Here is a 19,396-nt window from a genome sequence, read left to right as displayed (position 1 = left end):
AGATTCCCGGGCGAGGGAGCGCATCCGTCCGTCACACTCCCACGAGGACCCGCATGACCGCGCCCGCCACCGGGATCGTCCGCCTCACCGAACGTTCGCCGCAGCTGACCGGCGCCGAGATGGTCGCGGCGCTCGTGCCGCCACCTCAGTTCGCCGACGCGACCTTCGAGACGTATCGCACGGATGCCGCCTACCCCTCGCAGCAGGAGGCCAAGGAGCGTCTCATGTCGTTCTCGGGCGTCGGCGCCCCCGCGGCGAAGGGCGGCCTGTTCCGCCGCGCGAAGCGGGCGCCCGCGCTCAAGCCGGGCGTCTACCTCGACGGCGGCTTCGGTGTCGGCAAGACCCACCTGCTGGCATCCGTCTTCCACGCTCTCCCGGCCCGCCGCAAGTACTTCGGGTCCTTCATCGAGTACACGGCGCTGGTCGGCGCGATCGGCTACCAGAACACCGTCGAGCTCTTCCGCGGCGCCGATCTGCTGTGCATCGACGAGTTCGAGCTCGACGATCCGGGCGACACGATGGTCATGACGCGTCTGCTCGGCGAGCTCGTGTCCTCGGGCACGCGTCTCGCGGCCACCTCGAACACGCCCCCCAACGCGCTCGGCGAGGGGCGCTTCGCGGCGCAGGACTTCCTGCGCGAGATCCACGCGATGGCATCGAGCTTCGACACGCTGCGGATCGACGGCGTCGACTACCGCCACCGCGCGCTCGACGGGCATGCCGCTGTACTGGATGAGGCGCAGTACACCGCGGCGATCGCGGATGCCGCGACGCAGAGTGTCGCCGCCGACGACGGCTTCGATGAGCTCGTCTCGCACCTGGCTCGCGTGCATCCGTCTCGCTACATCCGCCTCATCGACGGCGTCTCGGTGATCGGGCTGCGCGATGTCGCGCCGTTCACCGACCAGTCCTCGGCGCTGCGCTTCGTCGCCTTCATCGACCGCGTATATGACGCGCAGCTGCCGATCAGGGCGACGGGCGTGTCGCTCGACCTCGTCTTTCCCGACGAGATGCTCGCGGGCGGCTACCGCAAGAAGTACCTGCGGGCGATCTCGCGCCTCGTCGCCTCGACGCTCGCCTGACGCGAAACGTGATGTTCACACCCGCACCGACGGTGTAACCAGCCCGAAACGCGCGACGCACGTCGCCCGAAACGCGCACTGGTCACACTGACGTCAGTGCGAGGCGATCTCGACGTCGCGATCGCCTCGCCTCTTCGTCACCCGATCGATGCGAGGTAACACCATGGATGCACCCGGCAACATCGCGTGGGCGGTCACAGCGACCGCCTTCGTCCTTCTCATGACGCCGGGAGTGGCGTTCTTCTACGGGGGACTCGTCAAAGCCAAGAGCGTCGTCAGCATGATGATGATGAGCTTCGGCGCCATCGGCCTCGTGGGCGTGCTGTGGATCCTGTTCGGGTTCAACATGAGCGCCGTCGACTCGCCCACCGCGTTCGCGGGCAACCCGTTCAGCGATTTCGCGCTGTCGGGGCTCGCGTCGGGGGAGGACGCGAACGTGGGCCTGCTGGGCGTCGCGTACAGCGCGACATTCGCCATCATCACGGTCGCGCTCATCTCGGGTGCGATCGCCGACCGGGCCAAGTTCGGATCGTGGATGATCTTCGCGGGCCTGTTCGCAACGCTCGTGTACTTTCCCGTCGCGGCGTGGGTGTGGGGTGGCGGCTGGGTGTACGAGCTCGGCACGACGCTCTTCGGTGAAGACAGCGGCATCGCCGTGATCGACTACGCCGGCGGCACGGCGGTGCACATCAACGCGGGCGCCGCGGCGCTGGCCTTGGCGCTCGTGCTCGGCAAGCGGATCGGGTTCCAGAAGGGAATCCTCAAGCCCCACAACGTTCCGCTCACGCTGCTGGGCGCCGCGCTGCTGTGGTTCGGCTGGTTCGGCTTCAACGCCGGTGCCGAGTGGATGTCCGAGGACATGGGCGGCGTCGGGCTCATCGCGATCAACACGCTCGGTGCGACGGCGGCATCGGTCATCGGCTGGATCGTCGTCGAGAAGCTCAAGGACGGCAAGCCCACCTCGGTCGGCGCCGCGTCGGGTGCCGTCGCTGGACTCGTCGCGATCACTCCGGCCTGCGCGAACCTGACGCCCGGCTGGGCGCTGCTGCTCGGCGCGATCACCGGTGTCGTGTGCGCCTTCGCGATCGAGCTCAAGTTCCGCCTCGGCTTCGACGACTCGCTCGACGTCGTCGGCATCCACCTCGCCGGCGGACTTCTCGGCACGGTGTTCCTCGGCTTCTTCGCGACGGAGACGGGCCTGCTCGTCGGAGGAGGGTTCGAGCAGCTGATCGTGCAGGTCATCGCCGTCGTCGGCGTGCTGCTGTACTCGCTCGTCGTCGCCTTCGTGCTGGGCTTCGCGATCGAGAAGACGATCGGCTTCCGAGTGAAGGACGAAGACGAGATCGCCGGTGTCGACACGGTCGTGCACGGTGAGGAGGGCTACCTGCTCGAAGAGCGGGTGTGACGCACACGCAGAAGTAGGGTGGGCGGATGGCACCGCGCTCCGGCATCCTCGGCACCCTGTCGCGACTTCTGCGCACGGTCACCTCGACGAAGACCCCGACACGCGTCGCCGCGTCGGGGTCTTCGTCGTCGAGGGGCACGCAGTCGCGGGGCCACGGCGGTTCGACCGCAACGATCGAGATCGTGCCGCCTCCGGCTTCGAAGCTGCGCATCACGTATGCGCCCGAGATGGACGGCGACCCCGACGCCGGCGAGATCGTCTGGACGTGGGTGCCGTACGCCGAGAACGACGGTCGCGGCAAGGACCGCCCCGTGCTGGTCATCGGCCGCCAGAATGCCGAGCGCGTCTATGCCGTGCGTCTGACGAGCAAGGCTCGTGACGGCGACCGCGACTACCTGCCGATCGGCTCGGGCCCGTGGGACTCGAAGGGACGCCCGTCCTGGGTCGACATCGACCAGTTGTACAGCGTGCACACGACGGGCATGCGCCGCGAGGCATCCGCTCTCGATCTGGACCGATTCGCCCGCATCGCGCAGGCACTGCAGCACCGCTACGGCTGGAGCGTCGGGGACTGACGCGAGGCGGTGGACGCGCCGCCGGGGACGTTCAGGTGATCCACTCCGCGGGGTCGCTGCCCCAGGTTCCTCCCACGCGCCCGTAGTCCGACGCCGCACCCGAGAACGCGAGCGTCGGGGGCGCGTAGGTCAGCGAGATCGGCCGCGGTTCGATGAGGTCCCGCTTCACGACGGGCAGCACGGGCATGTCGGCCACGGTGAGAACGGAGTCGGTGGATTCGAGCAGTGCCTGCCCGGTTCCTGCGATCGAGATCCGCACGTCGGGCGACCCGCCCCAGCGACGCTGTTCGATGAGGGCGAGCACGATCGCCGCGGCCAGGAGATGACCGGTGGCGTGGTCCAAGGCCTGCACGGGCAGCACCCCCGGCGTGACGCCGTCTGCGCTCTCGGCGATGGATATGCCGCTCACGGCCTGCACGATGCTGTCGAAGCCTCGTCGCAGCGCCCACGGGCCTCTGGATCCCCAGGCCGACACGGATGCGGTCACAAGTCCCGGATGCCGCTGCGCCAGGGTGTCGGCGTCGATGCCGAACCGGCTCAGCGCCTCGGGGCGGTACCCGGTGAGCACCACGTCAGCGCGGGACAGGAGCGCGTCGAACGTCGCGCGATCTCGGGAATCGCCGAGGTCGAGGAGCGTCGAGCGCTTGTCCTGACCGGTGTCGAGATACGTCCATCCGGCCTCCGCGAGCGCGGGCGGGTCCACTCGCAGCACATCGGCGCCGGCGAATGCCAGATCTCGGCTGGCCACCGGTCCCGCGAGAACCCGCGTGATGTCGAGGATCCGAACCCCTGCCAGCGGCGCATCACCCGGCCCCCACTCGCGGGGCCGTGCACCCTCTGTGCGGCGCCGCTCGATGAGGGGCGAGGTGCGCACCGTCAGTCCTTGCGGATGCTGCGCCCAGGCCTGCGGCGTCCGTGCGGCGCCGACGACGGCGCCGCACTGGGCCGCGCGGTCTTCGAGCTCGATGGCGGTCCAGCTGAGGAGCGCGGCCGAGACCTCTGCCGTGCTCGCGTCTGCGGTCGCGCCCAGCAGGCTGCGCAGCGCCCGCTCGTGGTGAGGGTAGTTCGCGTGGGTCCGCACCCACCCGTCCTCGACCATCCAGAAGCCGGACAACGGTGACCATACCGACGGCGCCTGCCCGTTGATCCGGAGAAGCCGGTCGCTCCCGAAAGAAGCGGCGACGCGGACGCGCTCCACCTGCACGGGCGCCGCGTCCCGACCGGATCGCGCCGCCAGAGCGAGGTTCAGCGCGAGCGACGCCAACGCGACACTGTCGACGGCGAGCGCGGCGATCGGAAGCGACGAGGGCCACGACGGCGCCCCCGTGGGCGGCAGCACCAGGTCGGTGGCCGCGGCGGTGAGCCCGAGCGCGTCAGCTGCCCGTCGCCCGACCGCCCCGAGGCTCATCTCCGGTCCGCGACGAGCGCGCGTCGGCCCACTGCGATCCAGCTGAGCGACCCCAGAACCGGGACGAACAGGATCACCGCTGTCCAGACGACCGCTTGAGTCGTCGAGAGGCGCGAGGCGGCGCGGGCCAGGAGGACCAGCCCGACGATGGTGAAGATGATCACCGCGGCGACGGTCGCCGACCAGGCGATGTCGTACCACGCGGGGATCAACGGGTTGTGCTCGGAGCCCATGAACTGAATCTACTGGGCCGGTGGCCGGCAGCGGGCAAGAGATTTCGGTCGCCCGTGGTGACGGTCACTCGCAGGCGAGCCCGTCGCCGTCGCCATCCCCACGATGTCCGGTGCCGTTCTGGAACCAGTCGTACAGCGCAGCCTCGTCCGGGTTGTCGACGTTGAACGGGCCGACCGGATGACCGTTGGCGTTCTTCTTCAGTTGTGAGCAGGACCGGTACTGCCGCCACCACTCATCGACCACAGGTGTCGCGGCATCCTCTGCGGCGCGCTGCTCAGCAGCGATCCGCTCTTGCTCCGCGGCGTCTGCCGCGGCCTTGCAATCGACCGTCACCACGGATCCGTCCGCGCCCGACGTCGCCGTCTGCGCGGCACGATAGGCGGACTCGCGGGGGTGCGCGGGGTACCCGTCGGTCGAGTCGTAGCGGGCGACGGCGAGACCCGCCTCAACCAACGAGAGCCCCACGTCGACGCTCGCGGCCGTGTCGACGTATCGGATGAGCCGCCCATGCTGGTCGGTGTCGTTCTGACCATCGGGAAGACCAAGATCGACGGGATCACCCGCTGTGAGGAGCGACGAGACGAGCGCGGAGGCTTCCTGGTACCCGCAGGCACCGCTCTCAGGCGCATCGATGCCGATCAGCCGAACCCTGCCCTCGCTCGTCTCGATCGTGTCTCCATCCACGACAGAGGCGAAGGTGACGGCGGCCGTCGGCGTCGGCGTCGGCGTGGCCGACGACTCCGGCGTGCACCCCACGAGAGCCGCCATCACGACGACGCCGAGCGCTGCAGCCAGAAACCTACCCATGCCCCGAGCCTAGGGGCGGCGAACACTGCCGCCGATCGCGCGAACGCCCGATATCGTCGGGCCATGAGCGACGTCCTTCCCCTGAGCCCCGACGAGCTGCTGACCACTACCCGCTCCGTGCGGCGGCGGCTGGATCTCGAACGCTCCGTGCCGCTCGATGTCATCCGAGAAGCGCTCGAGGTCGCGCTCCAGGCGCCGACGGGAAGCAACGCCCAGACATGGCACTGGATCGTCGTCACCGACCCCGAGAAGCGCGCGGCGATCGCCGGGCTGTACGCGCGATCGTTCGCCCGATATCGCGCGTCCGGTGCCCGAACCTACGCCGACCCGACGCGCGAAGCGGTGCAGCAGCGGGTCTCGTCGAGCGCTGACTACCTCGCCGAGCACATGGCCGAGGTCCCGGTCCTCCTGATCGGCGCGATCTTCACGGGCGCCGAGGAGTTCGACCCCGGAAGTCAGGCCGGTCTGTGGGGGTCGCTGCTCCCCGCCGCATGGAGTGTGCAGCTCGCGCTACGGGCGCGCGGTCTCGGCAGCGCCTGGACGACCCTGCACCTCGCGTACGAGCGCGAGATCGCGCAGCTCCTCGGCATCCCCCCGACGGTTCACCAGGGCGTGCTCCTGCCCGTCGCCTACACCGTGGGAACGGACTTCCGACCCGCGCACCGCGCGCCGCTCGACGACGTACTCCACATCGACGGCTGGTGAGAGCCCGGTGCCGTATAGCTCGACAGCTGGGGGACACGGACCTGTCGTTCGCCGAGTGAGGGGAAGAGCCGATGCTGACGTTCGATGACGCGCGAGAGATCGCTGCTGCGCACTACGGCGAGCCTTTCGCGGGCGAGGGCATGCAGGACGACGGCGTGTGTCTCGTGACGCCGCAGCGTGTGCGCGATGAGGAGGCTCGCGGACTCATCGGGGTCGGCGGCGCGTGGATCGTGGTCGACAGGGAGACGGGTCAGGTCGCCGAATGGCCGCATCTCGATCATCTCGATCGCGTGCAGCAGATGGATCGCGCGAGCGCTCGACGGTTGGAGGGTGGGGGCTGAGCTCCACCGTCGTGTTTCCGGTTAGAATCGTCCGGTGCATTTGTACTTCCTGTGACGGCTGAGTAGGCGCGTCGTGCTCGTTGAGTCATCCGAGTTCGCGACGGCCGCTCATTCCTGACCCCGCACGGGGTCGCCGTCATCTGTGTGCCTCCGGCCCTCGCGGGCTCCGTTGAGGTGCGCCGCCTCGAAGGAAGCGAATGCTCACGCCCACGAACCCTCAACCCGCGCGCCATAACGCGCAGCTCATCGCGTCTGACGTCTCGGTCATGCGCGGGACGACACCCGTCCTCAACCACGTCGACCTCACCGTCACGCCCACGTCGCGGATCGCGATCGTGGGCGAGAACGGGCGCGGAAAGTCGACGTTGCTTCATGTCTTGGAAGGGTCGCTCGAGCCCGACGCCGGCACGGTGCAGCGAATCGGAACCCTCAGCATCGCGGAACAGGAACTGCCCGCCGATGACGGTCGAACCGTCGGGCAGGCGGTGGCCGACACGATCGCAGTGCCCCTGGCGACACTTGCCACGCTCGACGCAGCCGCGCTTGCGCTGTCGACCGGCGACGCCGGAGGTGCAGACAGGTATGCCGCGGCGCTGGAACACGCAGAGACCCTCGACGCCTGGAACGCGGAACGGCGCGTGCACATCGCGTTGGAAGCCCTCGATGCCGAGACCGATCCCGACCGTCGCCTCGCCGATCTGTCGGTGGGACAGCGGTATCGCGTCCGGTTGGCCTGCCTGTTGGGGGCCGACGACGACTTCCTGCTGCTCGACGAACCCACCAACCACCTTGACCGCGGCAGCCTCGACTTTCTGACCGCGCAGCTGCGCGACCGCAAGGGCGGCGTCGTCGTCGTCACGCATGATCGGGCGTTGTTGTCCGACGTGGCGGAGACGATCGTCGATCTCGATCCGACGCCCGATGATCGCGTGCGCGTGTACCGCAACGGGTACGCGGGCTACCGGGAGAGCCGGGAAGCCGAACGGGAACGGTGGCAACAGGATTATGACCGTCAGCAGGGGGAGCTCGCGCGGCTGCAGGACAGCCTCAGCGCGGCGCAGAACCGGCTCGTCTCGGGGTGGCGCCCCGAGAAGGGCACGAACAAGCACGGCCGCGCGACCAGGGCGGGCGGCCTCGTGCAGAGCGTGCACCGTCGCCGGGAGCAGCTCGATGCCCACGCGGTCACGGTGCCCGAACCCCCGCAGCGCTTCCGTTTCCCGGATTTGTCGACGCGTACGGGGGCGACGCTCCTTTCCGTCGACGACGTGAGTGTCGTGGGACGGTTGCCGCATCCGGTGTCGTTCTCCCTCTCGCACCGGAGCCGGCTCGTCGTGACCGGACCGAACGGCGTCGGCAAGTCGACGCTGCTGAGCGTCGTCGCGGGAGAGCTGGATCCGGACACGGGTTCAGTACGCCGACCGCAGAACGTCCGTCTCGGGTTCCTCCGTCAGGAATCTGCCCTGCCCATGCAGCGACGCGTGAGCGACGTCTATGCCGCCCGCGTGGAAGCACTCATCGCCACCGGCGCCGTCCAGCCGACGGCGGCGGTCGGCCTGTCCGAGCTCGGGCTCCTGCGCCCTCGAGAATCGAGCAAACGGGTCGGCGAGCTCTCGATGGGGCAGCAGCGCCGCCTCGACCTGGCGCTGGTGCTCGCGGCGAAACCGCACGTGCTGCTTCTGGACGAACCGACCAACCACCTCTCGATCGCGCTCGTCGACGAGCTCACCGATGCCCTCGGCACGACCCGGGCCGCGGTGGTTCTGTCGAGCCACGACCGGCAGCTGCTCCGTGACGTCGATGACTGGCCGTCCTTGCGCCTGTCATGAGGTGAAATCGCGAAACCCCCGGGATTCCGGGGGTTTCGCGAGTACTTCGGTGGGCGATACCAGACTCGAACTGATGACCTCTTCCGTGTGAAGGAAGCGCGCTACCAACTGCGCCAATCGCCCATGGCCCACTCGGGACCGAGACTCGATGTTACCGGATGCCGGGGGCGCGAGCGAACACTCGGGCGCGACACGCTCGGCATGTCACTGGTTTGGCGAGTCCGAATTCTTCGGCTAAAGTTGCTCAAGTGCCCGGGGCAGCCCGGAAACGCGGATGTAGCGCAGTTGGTAGCGCACAACCTTGCCAAGGTTGGGGTCGCGAGTTCGAGTCTCGTCATCCGCTCGAGTGCAGGGGTTCCTTCCGGGGAACCACGGCACGTGGGGTCAAACCACACGGTGGCGTGGCCGAGCGGCTAGGCACCGGCCTGCAAAGCCGTTTACACGGGTTCGAATCCCGTCGCCACCTCGCCTGCATAACTTAATAGCCCAAACGGGCGCGATTGGCGCAGCGGTAGCGCGCTTCCCTGACACGGAAGAGGTCACTGGTTCGATCCCAGTATCGCGCACCACGATAAAACCCCTGATTTATCAGGGGTTTTTCTGGTTCTTGCGACCTTGCCCGCTTTCGGGGCGGGAATAGTTCCACCTCCACCAGTGTATTCACATGCATACGCATTTTCGCTGAGACACATGGAGGTCTACATCATGACCAATCACGTTGACGGTCGCGTCATCATCATCACCGGGGCAGGGAGCGGCTTCGGCAAGCTCGTGGCCGGCATGACTGCAGAGCTCGGTGCACACGTCGTGGCATCCGACATCAATGAGGACAGCCTGAAGGAGGTCGTCGACGAGATTCGCGCCAAAGGCCAGAGCGCAGAGTACAAAGTCGCCGACGTGACCGACAAGGATCAGATGGATGCCGTCGCCGCGTTCGCCGTCGAGAAGTTCGGCCGCATCGATGTCATGCTCAACAACGCCGGCATCATGCCTCTCGCGTTCTGGTCCGACCACAAGGCTGCGTGGAGGGCCTGGGACAAGTCGATCGACATCAACATCAAGGGTGTCGTCAACGGCATCGCCGCCGTCTACGACCAGATGATCGAGCAGGGCCGCGGACAGGTCGTCAACATCTCCTCGATCTACGGCAACGCCGGTATGCCCGGATCAGGTGTGTACAGCGCGACCAAGGCAGCAGTGAAGATCATCTCCGACTCGCTGCGCATCGAAGCACACGGCAAGATCAAGGTCACGACGCTCAAGCCGACCGGCGTTCCCGGCACCAACCTCGCCAGCGCCGTCGTCAACGACACCGCGATCTCCGGGCTTGCGGGACAGAATGCGGCCGACTACTTCGAGAGCACCGAGAAGTTCATGAAGGGCGAGCTTCCTGCGGACAAGACTGACTCCGACAGCATCGAATACTGGGCCATCACTCCGGAAGAACTCGCCGAGAACGTCGTCTACGTCATCAACCAGCCGTGGGGCGTGAACATCAGCGACATCACCGTCCGCGCGAGCGGTGACGTGTTCATCCACTGACCCACCCCGCGTCCCGCGTCCGGCGCCCGACCGGTTAGGCTCTCACAGCGGCTGCGCCAACGGCCGCCGTCACGACACCGAGCCCGCCGGCCCCAAGCGGCGGCACAGGGGGTAGCCATTTTCCGGACCATCACGAAGCGGTCCGCCGCCGCCGCAGCGGTGGCACTCGGACTCGTCGCCGTCGCGGGCTGCTCAGGCGTCCCGGGAGGGCCGGACGACCAGTCGGTCGCGGATGCCTGCTCGCAGGCATCCGCATCCGTCTCGGCCGCGCAATCCGATCTGTCCGATATCACCACCGATGTCACGGAGGGCAACTTCTCGGTCGTCGCCGAGCAGCTCGGCGCGCTGCATACGAACCTCGCCGAGACCGCCGAATCGCTCGGCAATGCCGATGTCAGGCGAACCCTGAATGCGCTCGCGAACAAGGTGGGCGACTTCGCCCGCATCTTCGACGGCGCCCCCGACGGAGACCTCACGGCGATCGCCGACAGGGTCACCGAGCTGCAGAGCGTCTCCCGGGATGTCGCGGCCGCCGGCCAGGCGATGAGCGATCTCTGCAACTGATCACAGCGGCTCATCTGCCGGGCTGCGCGGAATCACTTCGCGCAGCCCGGTAGCCTTTACGCACGCCCTCTTCTGGAGTTTCTGTGACTGACGCTGCCGCACCGTCCGACGTGGTCTATCCCGCCGACGGTTTCGCCCTGTTCCCCGACCGTTCCGTCGTCGCGCTTCGCGTCAACGGCGAGCTGAAAGACCTCGCCACTGTCGTGCACGACAGTGACGAGGTCGAGCCCGTCACGATCGACAGCCCCGACGGCCTCGCGATCCTGCGCCACTCGACGGCCCACGTGCTCGCACAAGCGGTGCAGCGCCTTCACCCGCAGGCCAACCTGGGCATCGGTCCGCCCATCACCGACGGGTTCTACTACGACTTCGGCGTCGACGAGCCGTTCACGCCCGAAGACGTCAAGGCGATCAGCAAAGAGATGCAGCGCATCGTGCGCGAGGGCCAGCGGTTCGTCCGCCGCGTCGTCACCGATGACGAAGCGCGCGCCGAACTCGCCGACGAACCGTTCAAACTCGAACTGATCGGCCTCAAGGGCAGTCCTTCGACCGGCTCCGGAGCCGGTGCGGTCGAGGGCGCCTCGGTCGAGGTCGGCGCGGGCGAAATGACGATCTACGACAACGTCACCCGCGACGGTGAGGTCGCATGGAAGGACCTCTGCCGCGGGCCGCACCTGCCGAGCACCCGCATGATCGGCAACGGCTGGGACCTCACCCGCATCGCGGCGGCGTACTGGCGGGGGAGCGAGAAGAACCCGCAGCTGCAGCGCATCTACGGCACCGCGTGGCCCACCAAGGACGAACTGCGCGCCTACCAGCACCGCCTCGAAGAGGCCGCCAAACGCGACCACCGCCGCCTCGGCAGGGAACTCGACCTGTTCTCGTTCCCGGATGAGATCGGATCGGGCCTGTCGGTGTGGCACCCGCGGGGTGGGATCGTGCGCGGCGAGATGGAGCAGCACGCTCGCCGCCGGCACATCGAGGGCGGTTACACCTACGTCTACACGCCGCACATCTCGAAGCAGGACCTGTTCCTGCAGTCCAACCACCTCGTCACCTACCGCGAGGGCATGTTCCCGCCCATCCACCTCGACGAGGAACGGGATGCCGCGGGCGAGATCACCAAAGCAGGGGTCGACTACTACCTGAAGCCGATGAACTGCCCCATGCACATCCTGATCTTCAAGGAGCGTGCGCGCAGCTACCGCGACCTGCCGATGCGGCTCGCCGAGAACGGCACCGTCTACCGCAACGAGCTCTCGGGAGCCCTGCACGGTCTCACGCGGGTGCGCGGCTTCACGCAGGACGACTCCCACCTCTTCGTGACGCCGGAGCAGCTGGAAGCCGAGACGACCCGCGTCCTCGAGTTCGTCATCACGATGCTGCGCGATTTCGGTCTCGACGACTTCGAGCTCGAACTGTCGATGCGCGACGACGAGAAGGAGAAGTGGATCGGCACCGACGAGTTCTGGGAGTACTCGACGAACGCCCTGCGCAACGTCGCCCTCGCCAGCGGACTGAAGCTGACCGAGGTTCCCGGCGAAGCCGCCTTCTACGGCCCCAAGATCGACCTCAAGACGAAGGACGCCATCGGCCGCACCTGGCAGCTGTCGACCGTGCAGGTCGACCCGAACCTGCCCGAGCGCTTCGAGCTCGAGTACACCGACCGCGACGGCCAGAAGAAGCGTCCGATCATGATCCACCGTGCGCTCTTCGGATCGATCGAGCGCTTCTTCGCGATCCTGCTCGAGCACTACGCGGGAGCTTTCCCCGTGTGGCTCGCACCCGTGCAGGTGGTCGGCATCCCCGTCGCCGAGGATTACGCCGACTATCTCGAGGATGTCATCGCCGCACTCGCCGTCGCGGGTGTGCGCGCGGAACTCGACCGCAGCGACGACCGCATGCAGAAGAAGATCCGCAACCACACCACGGGGAAGGTGCCGATCATGCTGATCGCGGGGGAGCAGGACCGCTCCGCCGGCACCGTGTCGTTCCGATTCCGCGACGGATCGCAGGAGAACGGCGTTCCCATCGCCGACGCCGTGCGACGCATCCGCGACGCCGTCGACACGCACGCCCTGGTCAACACGGCGGAAGATCTGGCGTGATCGACCCTTCGGCGAGCTCAGGGACCGGGGGCGAGCCCGGGACCGGGGGCGACCCTTCGGCGGGCTCAGGGGCCGCCGGGGCGGAGCCACGGGGCGCGGCGGAGGGCGTGGACGGACTCGCCGACGCCGCGGCGCTGCCGGGTACGCCGGACGGGTTCCAGCGGCTGTGGACGCCGCACCGCATGGCGTACATCAACGCCGGACCCGAGCCGCTGCGCGAAGTGTGCCCCTTCTGCGCGGCACCCGACAAGACCGACGAAGACGGCCTGATCGTCGCGCGCGGCCGCACCGCCTACGTGCTGCTGAACCTCTTCCCGTACAACTCGGGGCACCTTCTCGTGTGTCCCTACCGTCACGTGTCGACCTACGACGAGGCGACGCCCGAAGAGGTCGCCGAGATCGGCGCGCTCACCCAGCGCGGCATGCGGGTGCTGCGCTCGGTCTCCCGCTGCGACGGCTTCAACCTCGGCATGAACCAGGGACACGTCGCGGGAGCCGGCGTCGAACGCCACCTGCATCAGCACATCGTGCCGCGCTGGCGCTCCGACGCGAACTTCTTCCCCATCATCGCCCAGACCAAAGCCCTGCCGCAGCTGCTGGGCGACGTGCGGCGCACCGTCGCCGAGGCGTGGGACGCCTGAGCTCGCCGCGACGCGGAGCGCGCGGCATCCGCTGAGAACAGCCGTTCCTGCCGACGCAGGCCGATCCGTTGGCAGAAACCACCTGCTCCCGCCAGCTCACCTGACCGCCGGCGCAGCAGCCGGCGCGCCGCTCAGCGCACCTGGCGTGCCGCGAACTGCATGCGCGGGTGCGCGTAGAACTCCTGGGCTTCGACGAGCCGCAGTTCGCGGTCCTGCGCCTCGAGCGTGAGGGAGAGCAGGTCGAAGACGCTCGATGCTGTGCGCTCGAGCGCGAGGGCAGCGTTCTGTTCGCGCCGGTAGTGGGCCGTGAACAGAGCCGCCGTCACGTCGCCGGATCCGTTCGCCTTCAGGGGGAGCAGCGGCGTCTGCACGATCCAGGCTCCCGAGTCGTCCGCGACGAGCATCTCGATCGTGTCGGGTTCGCGGTCGGGGCGCTCCACGCTCGTCACGAGCACGGTCGACGGCCCCATTGCGCGCGCAGCGTCGACCGCGTCGAGGGTCGACTCGATCGTGTCGGGCTCGGACTCGGTGAGGAACCCGAGCTCGAACTGGTTGGGCGTGATGATGTCGGCCACGGGAACGACCCGCTCGCGCAGCAGCACCGGGATGGCCGGTGCCACGAAGCATCCGGATTTCGCGTTGCCCATGACGGGGTCGCACGCGTATACGGCGGCGGGGTTGGCCGCCTTCACACGTGCGACGGCGTCGATGATGACGTCGGCGATGCCCTCGCTGCCCTGATATCCCGACAGGACGGCGTCGATCCCCGAGAACACGCCGCGCTCCTCGATGCCGGTGATGACATCGCGCACGTCGTCGGGCGAGATGAGCGGCCCGCGCCAGGCGCCGTAGCCGGTGTGGTTCGAGAAGTTGACCGTGTAGACCGGCAGCACATCGACGCCGATGCGCTGCAAGGGGAACACGGCAGCCGAATTGCCGACGTGACCGTGGGCGACGGCGGATTGAATCGAGAGCACCTTCACGGGACGATCATGCCACCTCTCGCGCACCCGCTCCCACGCGCACGGCCTCGATCGCCGCCGCGACATCTCGCGCGAGAGCGTCGGCGGACGTCTCGTCGAGATCATGGACCGTGAGGCGCAGCCGTCGCGACGGGCCCGTCGACGCGAGCGCGAACTCGTCGCCCGCGCGGGCGAGCCAGCCCCGACGCATGAGCTGCTCGACGACCACTCGTGCGGCGACGGGCAGCTCGACCCACAGGTTGAGTCCGTCACCCGGTTCTGTCACGACGCCGTGCTCTGCCAGCCGCCGGGCGAAGTCGATGTTGCGCTCGGCGTAATGCGCTCCGGCACGGTCGATCGCCGCACCGACGTCCGGATCGCTCACGAGCGCATGCGTCAGGCGCTGCAGCAGGTGGCTCACCCATGTCGTGCCGGGTGTGAGACGCATCGCGAGGCGCTCGGCCGTCTCCGGGTCGGACGCCGTCACGGCCAGACACATATCGGGCCCGAGGAACTTCGACACCGAGCGGATGAGCGCCCACCGACGATGCTCCCCGCCGATGACCGAGTGATACCGCGACCGCGACAGCATCGAGAAGTGGTCGTCTTCGATCACGAGGACATACGGATGCCGCGCCAGCACGTCGCGCAGCTGGGCGGCGCGCTGCGCCGACAGACTCGCACCCGTCGGGTTCTGCGCCCGCGGGGTGCAGACGATGGCCCGCACACCGTCGTCGAGGGCCGCCCGGAGCCCGTCGACCGTCATGCCCTCATCGTCGACGGGGATCGGAACGGGGCGGTAGCCGCCCAGGCGCACCGTGTGGATGCTCGTCAGGAAGCACGGATCCTCGAGCCCCACCGCGTCGTCGCGCGTGAGCGCCTGGGCGAGCAGCCGTTCCACGGCGTCGGCGGCGCCGCTCGTGATCGTGATGCGGATGTCGTCCTCGCGCACGAGGCCGTCACGCATCCAGCCGCGCGCCCACGTCTCGAGGCCGGGATCGACGACGGGCTCACCGTAGAGCACCGGGCGCCCGGTGACCCGCGCGAGCGCGGACGACACGTCGGGGATGAGGTCGGGGTCGGGGTTTCCCGTCGCGACATCGCGCAGCACACTGTCGGCGGCGAAGCCCTCCTGCGCAACGGGGGAGCCCCCCGCGACACGCGTGCCGGCACGGCCGCGCGTCACGATGGCCCCCGCCTGAGTGAGCTGGCGGTAGGCGGCGACAGCGGTGTTCCGGTTCACGCCGAGTCGTTCGGCGAGGGTGCGCACCGGGGGGAGCGGATCGCCCGGACGGAGGCTCCCTCGTTCGACGAGGGCGCGCACGCTCTCGGCGATCTCGGTCGCGGTGCCGCCGCTGATGGCGAGGTCCATGCCGCTCCTTCCGACGTCTCGATCCTACGAGGTGGATCATGCTACGTTTTGGCATAGGCCAATCAACGGATTGGCTGTGCCCATTCCAGGAGGACCAGATGTCGACCGCCGCCACCGGGACCAACCGCGTCAAGCGCGGACTCGCCGACATGCTCAAGGGCGGCGTCATCATGGACGTCGTCACCGTCGAGCAGGCTCGTATCGCCGAGGACGCCGGCGCCGTGGCCGTCATGGCCCTCGAGCGCGTGCCCGCCGACATCCGGGCGCAGGGCGGCGTGTCGCGCATGAGCGACCCCGACATGATCGACGGCATAAAGGCGGCCGTCTCGATCCCGGTCATGGCCAAGGCCCGCATCGGGCACTTCGTCGAAGCGCAGGTGCTGCAGCAGCTCGGCGTCGATTACATCGACGAGTCCGAAGTGCTCTCGCCCGCCGACTACGTCAACCACATCGACAAGTGGGGCTTCGACGTGCCGTTCGTGTGCGGTGCGACCAACCTGGGAGAGGCCCTCCGCCGCATCAACGAGGGTGCCGCGATGATCCGATCGAAGGGCGAGGCCGGAACCGGCGACGTGTCCGAGGCGACGAAGCACATCCGCACCATCTCCGGCGAGATCAATGTCCTGCGCTCCATGACGAAGGACGAGCTCTACGTCGCGGCGAAGGAGCTGCAGGCGCCCTACGATCTCGTGGCCGAGATCGCCGAGACGGGTCAGCTGCCCGTCGTGCTGTTCGTCGCCGGTGGTGTCGCAACCCCCGCGGATGCCGCCATGATGATGCAGCTCGGCGCGGACGGCGTCTTCGTGGGTTCGGGCATCTTCAAGAGCGGCAATCCCGCTGAGCGCGCCGCCGCGATCGTGAAGGCCACGACGTTCTTCGACGACGCGAAGGTCGTCGCGGACGTGTCGCGCGGCCTGGGCGAGGCCATGGTCGGCATCAACGTCACCGACCTGCCGGCCCCGCACCGCCTCGCCGAGCGGGGCTGGTGATCTCGATACGGTCGCTGCGCGACCTACTCGATCCACGGGGGCACGCGTGAGGGTCGGCGTCCTCGCGCTGCAGGGTGACGTGCGCGAGCACGTCAGCGTCCTGACGGATCTCGGGGCCGACGTCGTGCGCGTGCGCCGGCCCGACGAGCTCGCCGCCGTTCGCGGGCTCGTGATCCCCGGCGGCGAGTCCAGCGTCATGGACAAGCTCGCCCGCGCGTTCGGGCTGCACGAGCCGCTGCGCGACGCGATCGCGAGCGGCATGCCCGTGTACGGCACGTGCGCGGGCCTCATCATGCTCGCCGACCGCATCACGGGTGCGATCGACGGTCAGCAGAGCCTCGGCGGTCTCGACATCACGGTGGCCCGCAACGCCTTCGGCAGTCAGGTCGACTCGTTCGAGACCGAACTCGATGTCGACGGATTCGCCGGGCCGCCCGTGCATGCGACGTTCATCCGCGCACCGCTCGTGACCGACGTGGGTGATCGCGTGCGCGTGCTCGCGTCGCTGCCCGATGGGGGAGTCGTCGCCGTCGAGCAGGGCGCATTGCTCGGCACCTCGTTCCACCCCGAGATGAACGGCGAGACGCGCTTGCACGCCCGCTTCCTCGAGCACGTGCGCGCGAGCTGACATCACGCCCGGGTCGGCACCGCTTCGATGAGCCGTTCGATCGCCTCGAGCGTGCGGTCGATGTCGTCGTCGGTCGTCACCCACGACGACATCGAGCAGCGCAGCGTCGCCCGCCCGTCCCACTCCGCGCCGGTGAGCGCCGCCGTGCCGTCGGTGAGGATCGCCGCGCCGAGCTGCCGCGTCGCGTCGTCGTGCTCGAGGCGGAACATCACCTGGGTGTACGACACCTCGTTGACGACTGTGACCCGCGGCATCCGTCGTAGCCCCGCCTCGAGACGCACGGCGTTGCGGTGCAGCCGCTCGACGAGCTCGGCGACGCCGCGACGGCCGAGACTGCGCAACGCGGCCCACGCGGGCACGCCCCGGGCACGGCGCGACAGCTCGGGGTTGACGTCCCAAGGGTCGAGGCTCGTGTACATGAGGTAGTCGCCGCCCGTGCGGAACATCGCTATCGCGTCGGCGGGGTCGCGGATGATCGCCATGCCGCAGTCGTACGGCACATTGAGTGTCTTGTGCGCGTCGGTCGTCCAGGAGTCCGCGCCGTCGACGCCCTCGGTGAGCGATCGCAGGGCGGGAGAGGCGGCGGCCCACAGACCGAACGCGCCGTCGATGTGCACCCACGCCCCGTGGGCGCGGGCGAGCGGAACGAGCTGCGCGAACGGGTCGAACGCCCCCGTATGCACCTCGCCGGCCTGCAGGCACACGATCGTGGGGATGCCGCGCCCACTCGCCAGCGCCGCGGCGAGGCCGTTCGGCAGCATCCGCCCCTCGTGATCGGCGGGCACGACGACGAGCTCGTCGGCGCCGATGCCGCAGAATCGCGCAGCCCGGTCGACCGATCCGTGGCGCTGCGCTCCGACGACGAGCCGGACCGGCGGCGCACCCCGCAGGCCCTGGCGGGTCAGGTCCCACCCGGCGCGGCGCAGCACGGCGTGCTGAGCGGTGGCGAGGCAGACGAAGTTCGACATCTGCGCTCCCGTGACGAAGCCGACGGCCGCATCGGCCGGCAGCCCGAGGAGCTCGCATGTCCAGCGGCCCGCGATGCGTTCGAGCGCGACGGTCGCGGTCGTCATCGTGCTCGACCCGGCGTTCTGGTCCCACGCCGAGACGAGCCAGTCGGTCGCGAGGGCGGCGGGAAGGGTCCCACCGATCACGAAGCCGAAGAACCGGCCGCCCGGGATGGCGACGAGTCCGGGGTCGGCCCGCTCGGCGAGATCGGCGACGAGCTCGGCGGCATCCTGCCCCTCGTCCGCGAGCGGTCCGCCGAATACACCGAGCATGTCGTCGAGACTCGCGCGCGGCCACACGGGCCGCTCAGCGAGCGAGTCGAGGAATCGGGATGCCGCGTCATGAGCCGCCTCGAGGGCATGCGCCCGGTCGTCCATGCCTCGAGTGTCCTCCCCCTTCGGGCCGTGGGCAACGGGACCCGTAGAATCATCTGCATGTCCGGCCACTCCAAGTGGGCGACGACCAAGCACAAGAAGGCCGTCATCGACGCGCGTCGTGCCAAGTCGTTCGCCAAGCTCATCAAGAACATCGAGGTCGCCGCCAAACTCGGCGGCGCTGACCTCGCAGGCAACCCGACCCTGTACGACGCGGTGCAGAAGGCGAAGAAGACCTCCGTCCCCAACGACAACATCGACCGCGCCATCAAGCGCGGTGCGGGCATCGGCGGCGAGTCCATCGAGTACCTGTCGATCATGTACGAGGGCTACGGGCCCAACGGCGTCGCGCTCATGATCGAGTGTCTGACCGACAACAAGAACCGCGCCGCCGCCGAGGTGCGCACGGCGCTGAGCCGCAACGGCGGCAACCTGGCCGACCCCGGCAGCGTCGCGTACAACTTCACGCGCAAGGGCGTCATCGTGGTGTCCGGTGAAGGCACGTCCGAAGACGACGTCATGCTCGCCGTGCTCGAGGCGGGAGCCGAAGAGGTCGAGCCGCACCCGCAGGGATTCGAGGTCGTCACCGAGCCGACCGACCTCGTGACCGTGCGCACGGCGCTGCAGGACGCGGGCATCGACTACGAGTCCGCCGACATCGAGTTCGTTCCGAACCTCAAGGTCGAGATCGACGCCGACACGGCGCGCAAGGTGTTCCGGCTGATCGACGCGCTCGAAGACAGCGACGACGTGCAGAACGTCTTCAGCAACTTCGATCTGAGCCCCGAGGTGCAAGCCGAGCTCGAATCCGACGACTGATCGGGC

At 68.6% G+C, this 19,396-nt stretch carries 19 protein-coding genes and 4 tRNA genes; 16 read left to right on the top strand and 7 right to left on the bottom strand.

Going from position 1 to position 19,396, the window contains the following annotated elements:
- The first annotated feature begins 53 nt into the window (after positions 1-53).
- The 3 genes from zapE to ACWIBS_RS05990 all read left to right on the top strand — a co-directional run bounded on the left by zapE (position 54) and on the right by ACWIBS_RS05990 (position 3,062).
- Positions 54-1,082 (top strand): cell division protein ZapE, encoded by a 1,029-nt coding sequence (gene zapE, locus ACWIBS_RS06000; RefSeq protein WP_376125825.1) that lies wholly within the window; start codon positions 54-56, stop codon positions 1,080-1,082.
- Between the two features lie 163 nt (positions 1,083-1,245).
- Positions 1,246-2,487: an ammonium transporter gene (locus tag ACWIBS_RS05995; RefSeq protein ID WP_376125827.1), complete on the top strand. Its 1,242-nt coding sequence runs from the start codon at positions 1,246-1,248 to the stop codon at positions 2,485-2,487.
- 26 nt (positions 2,488-2,513) lie between these two features.
- Positions 2,514-3,062: a type II toxin-antitoxin system PemK/MazF family toxin gene (locus ACWIBS_RS05990; RefSeq protein ID WP_376125830.1), complete on the top strand. Its 549-nt coding sequence runs from the start codon at positions 2,514-2,516 to the stop codon at positions 3,060-3,062.
- A gap of 31 nt (positions 3,063-3,093) precedes the next feature.
- On the opposite strand, the gene ACWIBS_RS05985 is transcribed toward ACWIBS_RS05990, so the two are convergent.
- The 3 genes from ACWIBS_RS05985 to ACWIBS_RS05975 form a co-directional block, all read right to left on the bottom strand.
- Positions 3,094-4,470 carry a CoA transferase gene (locus ACWIBS_RS05985; RefSeq protein ID WP_376125831.1) on the bottom strand — a complete coding sequence of 459 codons (1,377 nt, stop codon included), beginning with the start codon at positions 4,468-4,470 and terminating at the stop codon, positions 3,094-3,096.
- The gene (locus ACWIBS_RS05980) at positions 4,467-4,703 is read right to left on the bottom strand and encodes a DUF5658 family protein (RefSeq protein ID WP_376125832.1); all 237 of its coding nucleotides are present in this window, start codon (positions 4,701-4,703) and stop codon (positions 4,467-4,469) included. Before ACWIBS_RS05980 ends, ACWIBS_RS05985 begins: the two co-directional genes overlap by 4 nt.
- 64 nt (positions 4,704-4,767) lie before the next feature.
- Positions 4,768-5,511 (bottom strand): thermonuclease family protein, encoded by a 744-nt coding sequence (locus tag ACWIBS_RS05975; RefSeq protein ID WP_376125835.1) that lies wholly within the window; start codon positions 5,509-5,511, stop codon positions 4,768-4,770.
- Positions 5,512-5,574: 63 nt separating this feature from the next.
- On the opposite strand from ACWIBS_RS05975, the gene ACWIBS_RS05970 reads away from it, so the two are divergent.
- The 3 genes from ACWIBS_RS05970 to ACWIBS_RS05960 all read left to right on the top strand — a co-directional run bounded on the left by ACWIBS_RS05970 (position 5,575) and on the right by ACWIBS_RS05960 (position 8,383).
- Positions 5,575-6,216, top strand: a complete 642-nt coding sequence (locus ACWIBS_RS05970; RefSeq protein ID WP_376125838.1) for a nitroreductase family protein — start codon at positions 5,575-5,577, stop codon at positions 6,214-6,216.
- A gap of 71 nt (positions 6,217-6,287) precedes the next feature.
- A complete protein-coding gene (locus tag ACWIBS_RS05965) occupies positions 6,288-6,557 on the top strand; it encodes a hypothetical protein (protein WP_376125841.1) in 270 nt (89 codons plus the stop codon).
- 197 nt (positions 6,558-6,754) lie between these two features.
- Entirely contained in the window at positions 6,755-8,383 is a 1,629-nt protein-coding gene (locus ACWIBS_RS05960; RefSeq protein ID WP_376125843.1) for an ABC-F family ATP-binding cassette domain-containing protein, read from the top strand.
- Positions 8,384-8,433: 50 nt separating this feature from the next.
- Here ACWIBS_RS05960 and ACWIBS_RS05955 read toward each other — a convergent pair.
- Positions 8,434-8,506 (bottom strand) — tRNA-Val (locus ACWIBS_RS05955).
- Positions 8,507-8,653: 147 nt separating this feature from the next.
- On the opposite strand from ACWIBS_RS05955, the gene ACWIBS_RS05950 reads away from it, so the two are divergent.
- The 7 genes from ACWIBS_RS05950 (at position 8,654) to ACWIBS_RS05920 (ending at position 13,238) form a co-directional block, all read left to right on the top strand.
- A tRNA-Gly gene (locus tag ACWIBS_RS05950) sits at positions 8,654-8,726 on the top strand.
- Positions 8,727-8,778: 52 nt separating this feature from the next.
- Positions 8,779-8,849 (top strand) — tRNA-Cys (locus ACWIBS_RS05945).
- Positions 8,850-8,877: 28 nt separating this feature from the next.
- Positions 8,878-8,952, top strand: a tRNA-Val gene (locus tag ACWIBS_RS05940).
- A gap of 136 nt (positions 8,953-9,088) precedes the next feature.
- On the top strand, positions 9,089-9,925 hold the full coding sequence (locus tag ACWIBS_RS05935; protein ID WP_376125846.1) for an SDR family oxidoreductase: 837 nt from the start codon (positions 9,089-9,091) through the stop codon (positions 9,923-9,925).
- A 159-nt stretch (positions 9,926-10,084) separates the two neighbouring features.
- On the top strand, positions 10,085-10,489 hold the full coding sequence (locus ACWIBS_RS05930; RefSeq protein ID WP_376125849.1) for a hypothetical protein: 405 nt from the start codon (positions 10,085-10,087) through the stop codon (positions 10,487-10,489).
- A gap of 83 nt (positions 10,490-10,572) precedes the next feature.
- A complete protein-coding gene (gene thrS / locus ACWIBS_RS05925; RefSeq protein ID WP_376125852.1) occupies positions 10,573-12,597 on the top strand; it encodes a threonine--tRNA ligase in 2,025 nt (674 codons plus the stop codon).
- A gap of 107 nt (positions 12,598-12,704) precedes the next feature.
- Positions 12,705-13,238 (top strand): HIT family protein, encoded by a 534-nt coding sequence (locus ACWIBS_RS05920; RefSeq protein WP_376126120.1) that lies wholly within the window; start codon positions 12,705-12,707, stop codon positions 13,236-13,238.
- A 131-nt stretch (positions 13,239-13,369) separates the two neighbouring features.
- Here the strand turns inward: ACWIBS_RS05920 and pdxY are convergent, their stop codons facing one another.
- Both pdxY and ACWIBS_RS05910 read right to left on the bottom strand, forming a co-directional pair.
- Entirely contained in the window at positions 13,370-14,221 is an 852-nt protein-coding gene (gene pdxY, locus ACWIBS_RS05915) for a pyridoxal kinase PdxY (protein ID WP_376125855.1), read from the bottom strand.
- A 7-nt stretch (positions 14,222-14,228) separates the two neighbouring features.
- Positions 14,229-15,572, bottom strand: a complete 1,344-nt coding sequence (locus ACWIBS_RS05910; protein WP_376125857.1) for an aminotransferase class I/II-fold pyridoxal phosphate-dependent enzyme — start codon at positions 15,570-15,572, stop codon at positions 14,229-14,231.
- A 98-nt stretch (positions 15,573-15,670) separates the two neighbouring features.
- On the opposite strand from ACWIBS_RS05910, the gene pdxS reads away from it, so the two are divergent.
- Together pdxS and pdxT are read left to right on the top strand one after the other, a co-directional pair.
- Positions 15,671-16,561 carry a pyridoxal 5'-phosphate synthase lyase subunit PdxS gene (gene pdxS / locus ACWIBS_RS05905; protein WP_376125860.1) on the top strand — a complete coding sequence of 297 codons (891 nt, stop codon included), beginning with the start codon at positions 15,671-15,673 and terminating at the stop codon, positions 16,559-16,561.
- A gap of 46 nt (positions 16,562-16,607) precedes the next feature.
- A complete protein-coding gene (pdxT, locus tag ACWIBS_RS05900; RefSeq protein WP_376125862.1) occupies positions 16,608-17,189 on the top strand; it encodes a pyridoxal 5'-phosphate synthase glutaminase subunit PdxT in 582 nt (193 codons plus the stop codon).
- Between the two features lie 2 nt (positions 17,190-17,191).
- On the opposite strand, the gene ACWIBS_RS05895 is transcribed toward pdxT, so the two are convergent.
- A complete protein-coding gene (locus ACWIBS_RS05895) occupies positions 17,192-18,574 on the bottom strand; it encodes a pyridoxal phosphate-dependent decarboxylase family protein (RefSeq protein WP_376125865.1) in 1,383 nt (460 codons plus the stop codon).
- A gap of 57 nt (positions 18,575-18,631) precedes the next feature.
- On the opposite strand from ACWIBS_RS05895, the gene ACWIBS_RS05890 reads away from it, so the two are divergent.
- Positions 18,632-19,390: a YebC/PmpR family DNA-binding transcriptional regulator gene (locus ACWIBS_RS05890; RefSeq protein ID WP_376125868.1), complete on the top strand. Its 759-nt coding sequence runs from the start codon at positions 18,632-18,634 to the stop codon at positions 19,388-19,390.
- Positions 19,391-19,396: the final 6 nt, after the last annotated feature.

This window comes from Microbacterium sp. NPDC055442 (assembly GCF_053644215.1).
The sequence above is the reverse complement of the archived record's forward strand: the minus strand, read 5'-3'. Positions and strand labels throughout refer to the sequence as shown.

Bases quoted from the DNA above. Each gene is read 5' to 3' on its own strand.
- zapE (WP_376125825.1), top strand. From the start codon at position 54: ATGACCGCGCCCGCCACCGGGATCGTCCGCCTCACCGAACGTTCGCCG.
- ACWIBS_RS05995 (WP_376125827.1), top strand. From the start codon at position 1,246: ATGGATGCACCCGGCAACATCGCGTGGGCGGTCACAGCGACCGCCTTC.
- ACWIBS_RS05990 (WP_376125830.1), top strand. From the start codon at position 2,514: ATGGCACCGCGCTCCGGCATCCTCGGCACCCTGTCGCGACTTCTGCGC.
- ACWIBS_RS05985 (WP_376125831.1), bottom strand. From the start codon at position 4,470: ATGAGCCTCGGGGCGGTCGGGCGACGGGCAGCTGACGCGCTCGGGCTC.
- ACWIBS_RS05980 (WP_376125832.1), bottom strand. From the start codon at position 4,703: ATGGGCTCCGAGCACAACCCGTTGATCCCCGCGTGGTACGACATCGCC.
- ACWIBS_RS05975 (WP_376125835.1), bottom strand. From the start codon at position 5,511: ATGGGTAGGTTTCTGGCTGCAGCGCTCGGCGTCGTCGTGATGGCGGCT.
- ACWIBS_RS05970 (WP_376125838.1), top strand. From the start codon at position 5,575: ATGAGCGACGTCCTTCCCCTGAGCCCCGACGAGCTGCTGACCACTACC.
- ACWIBS_RS05965 (WP_376125841.1), top strand. From the start codon at position 6,288: ATGCTGACGTTCGATGACGCGCGAGAGATCGCTGCTGCGCACTACGGC.
- ACWIBS_RS05960 (WP_376125843.1), top strand. From the start codon at position 6,755: ATGCTCACGCCCACGAACCCTCAACCCGCGCGCCATAACGCGCAGCTC.
- ACWIBS_RS05935 (WP_376125846.1), top strand. From the start codon at position 9,089: ATGACCAATCACGTTGACGGTCGCGTCATCATCATCACCGGGGCAGGG.
- ACWIBS_RS05910 (WP_376125857.1), bottom strand. From the start codon at position 15,572: ATGGACCTCGCCATCAGCGGCGGCACCGCGACCGAGATCGCCGAGAGC.
- pdxS (WP_376125860.1), top strand. From the start codon at position 15,671: ATGTCGACCGCCGCCACCGGGACCAACCGCGTCAAGCGCGGACTCGCC.
- ACWIBS_RS05895 (WP_376125865.1), bottom strand. From the start codon at position 18,574: ATGGACGACCGGGCGCATGCCCTCGAGGCGGCTCATGACGCGGCATCC.
- ACWIBS_RS05890 (WP_376125868.1), top strand. From the start codon at position 18,632: ATGTCCGGCCACTCCAAGTGGGCGACGACCAAGCACAAGAAGGCCGTC.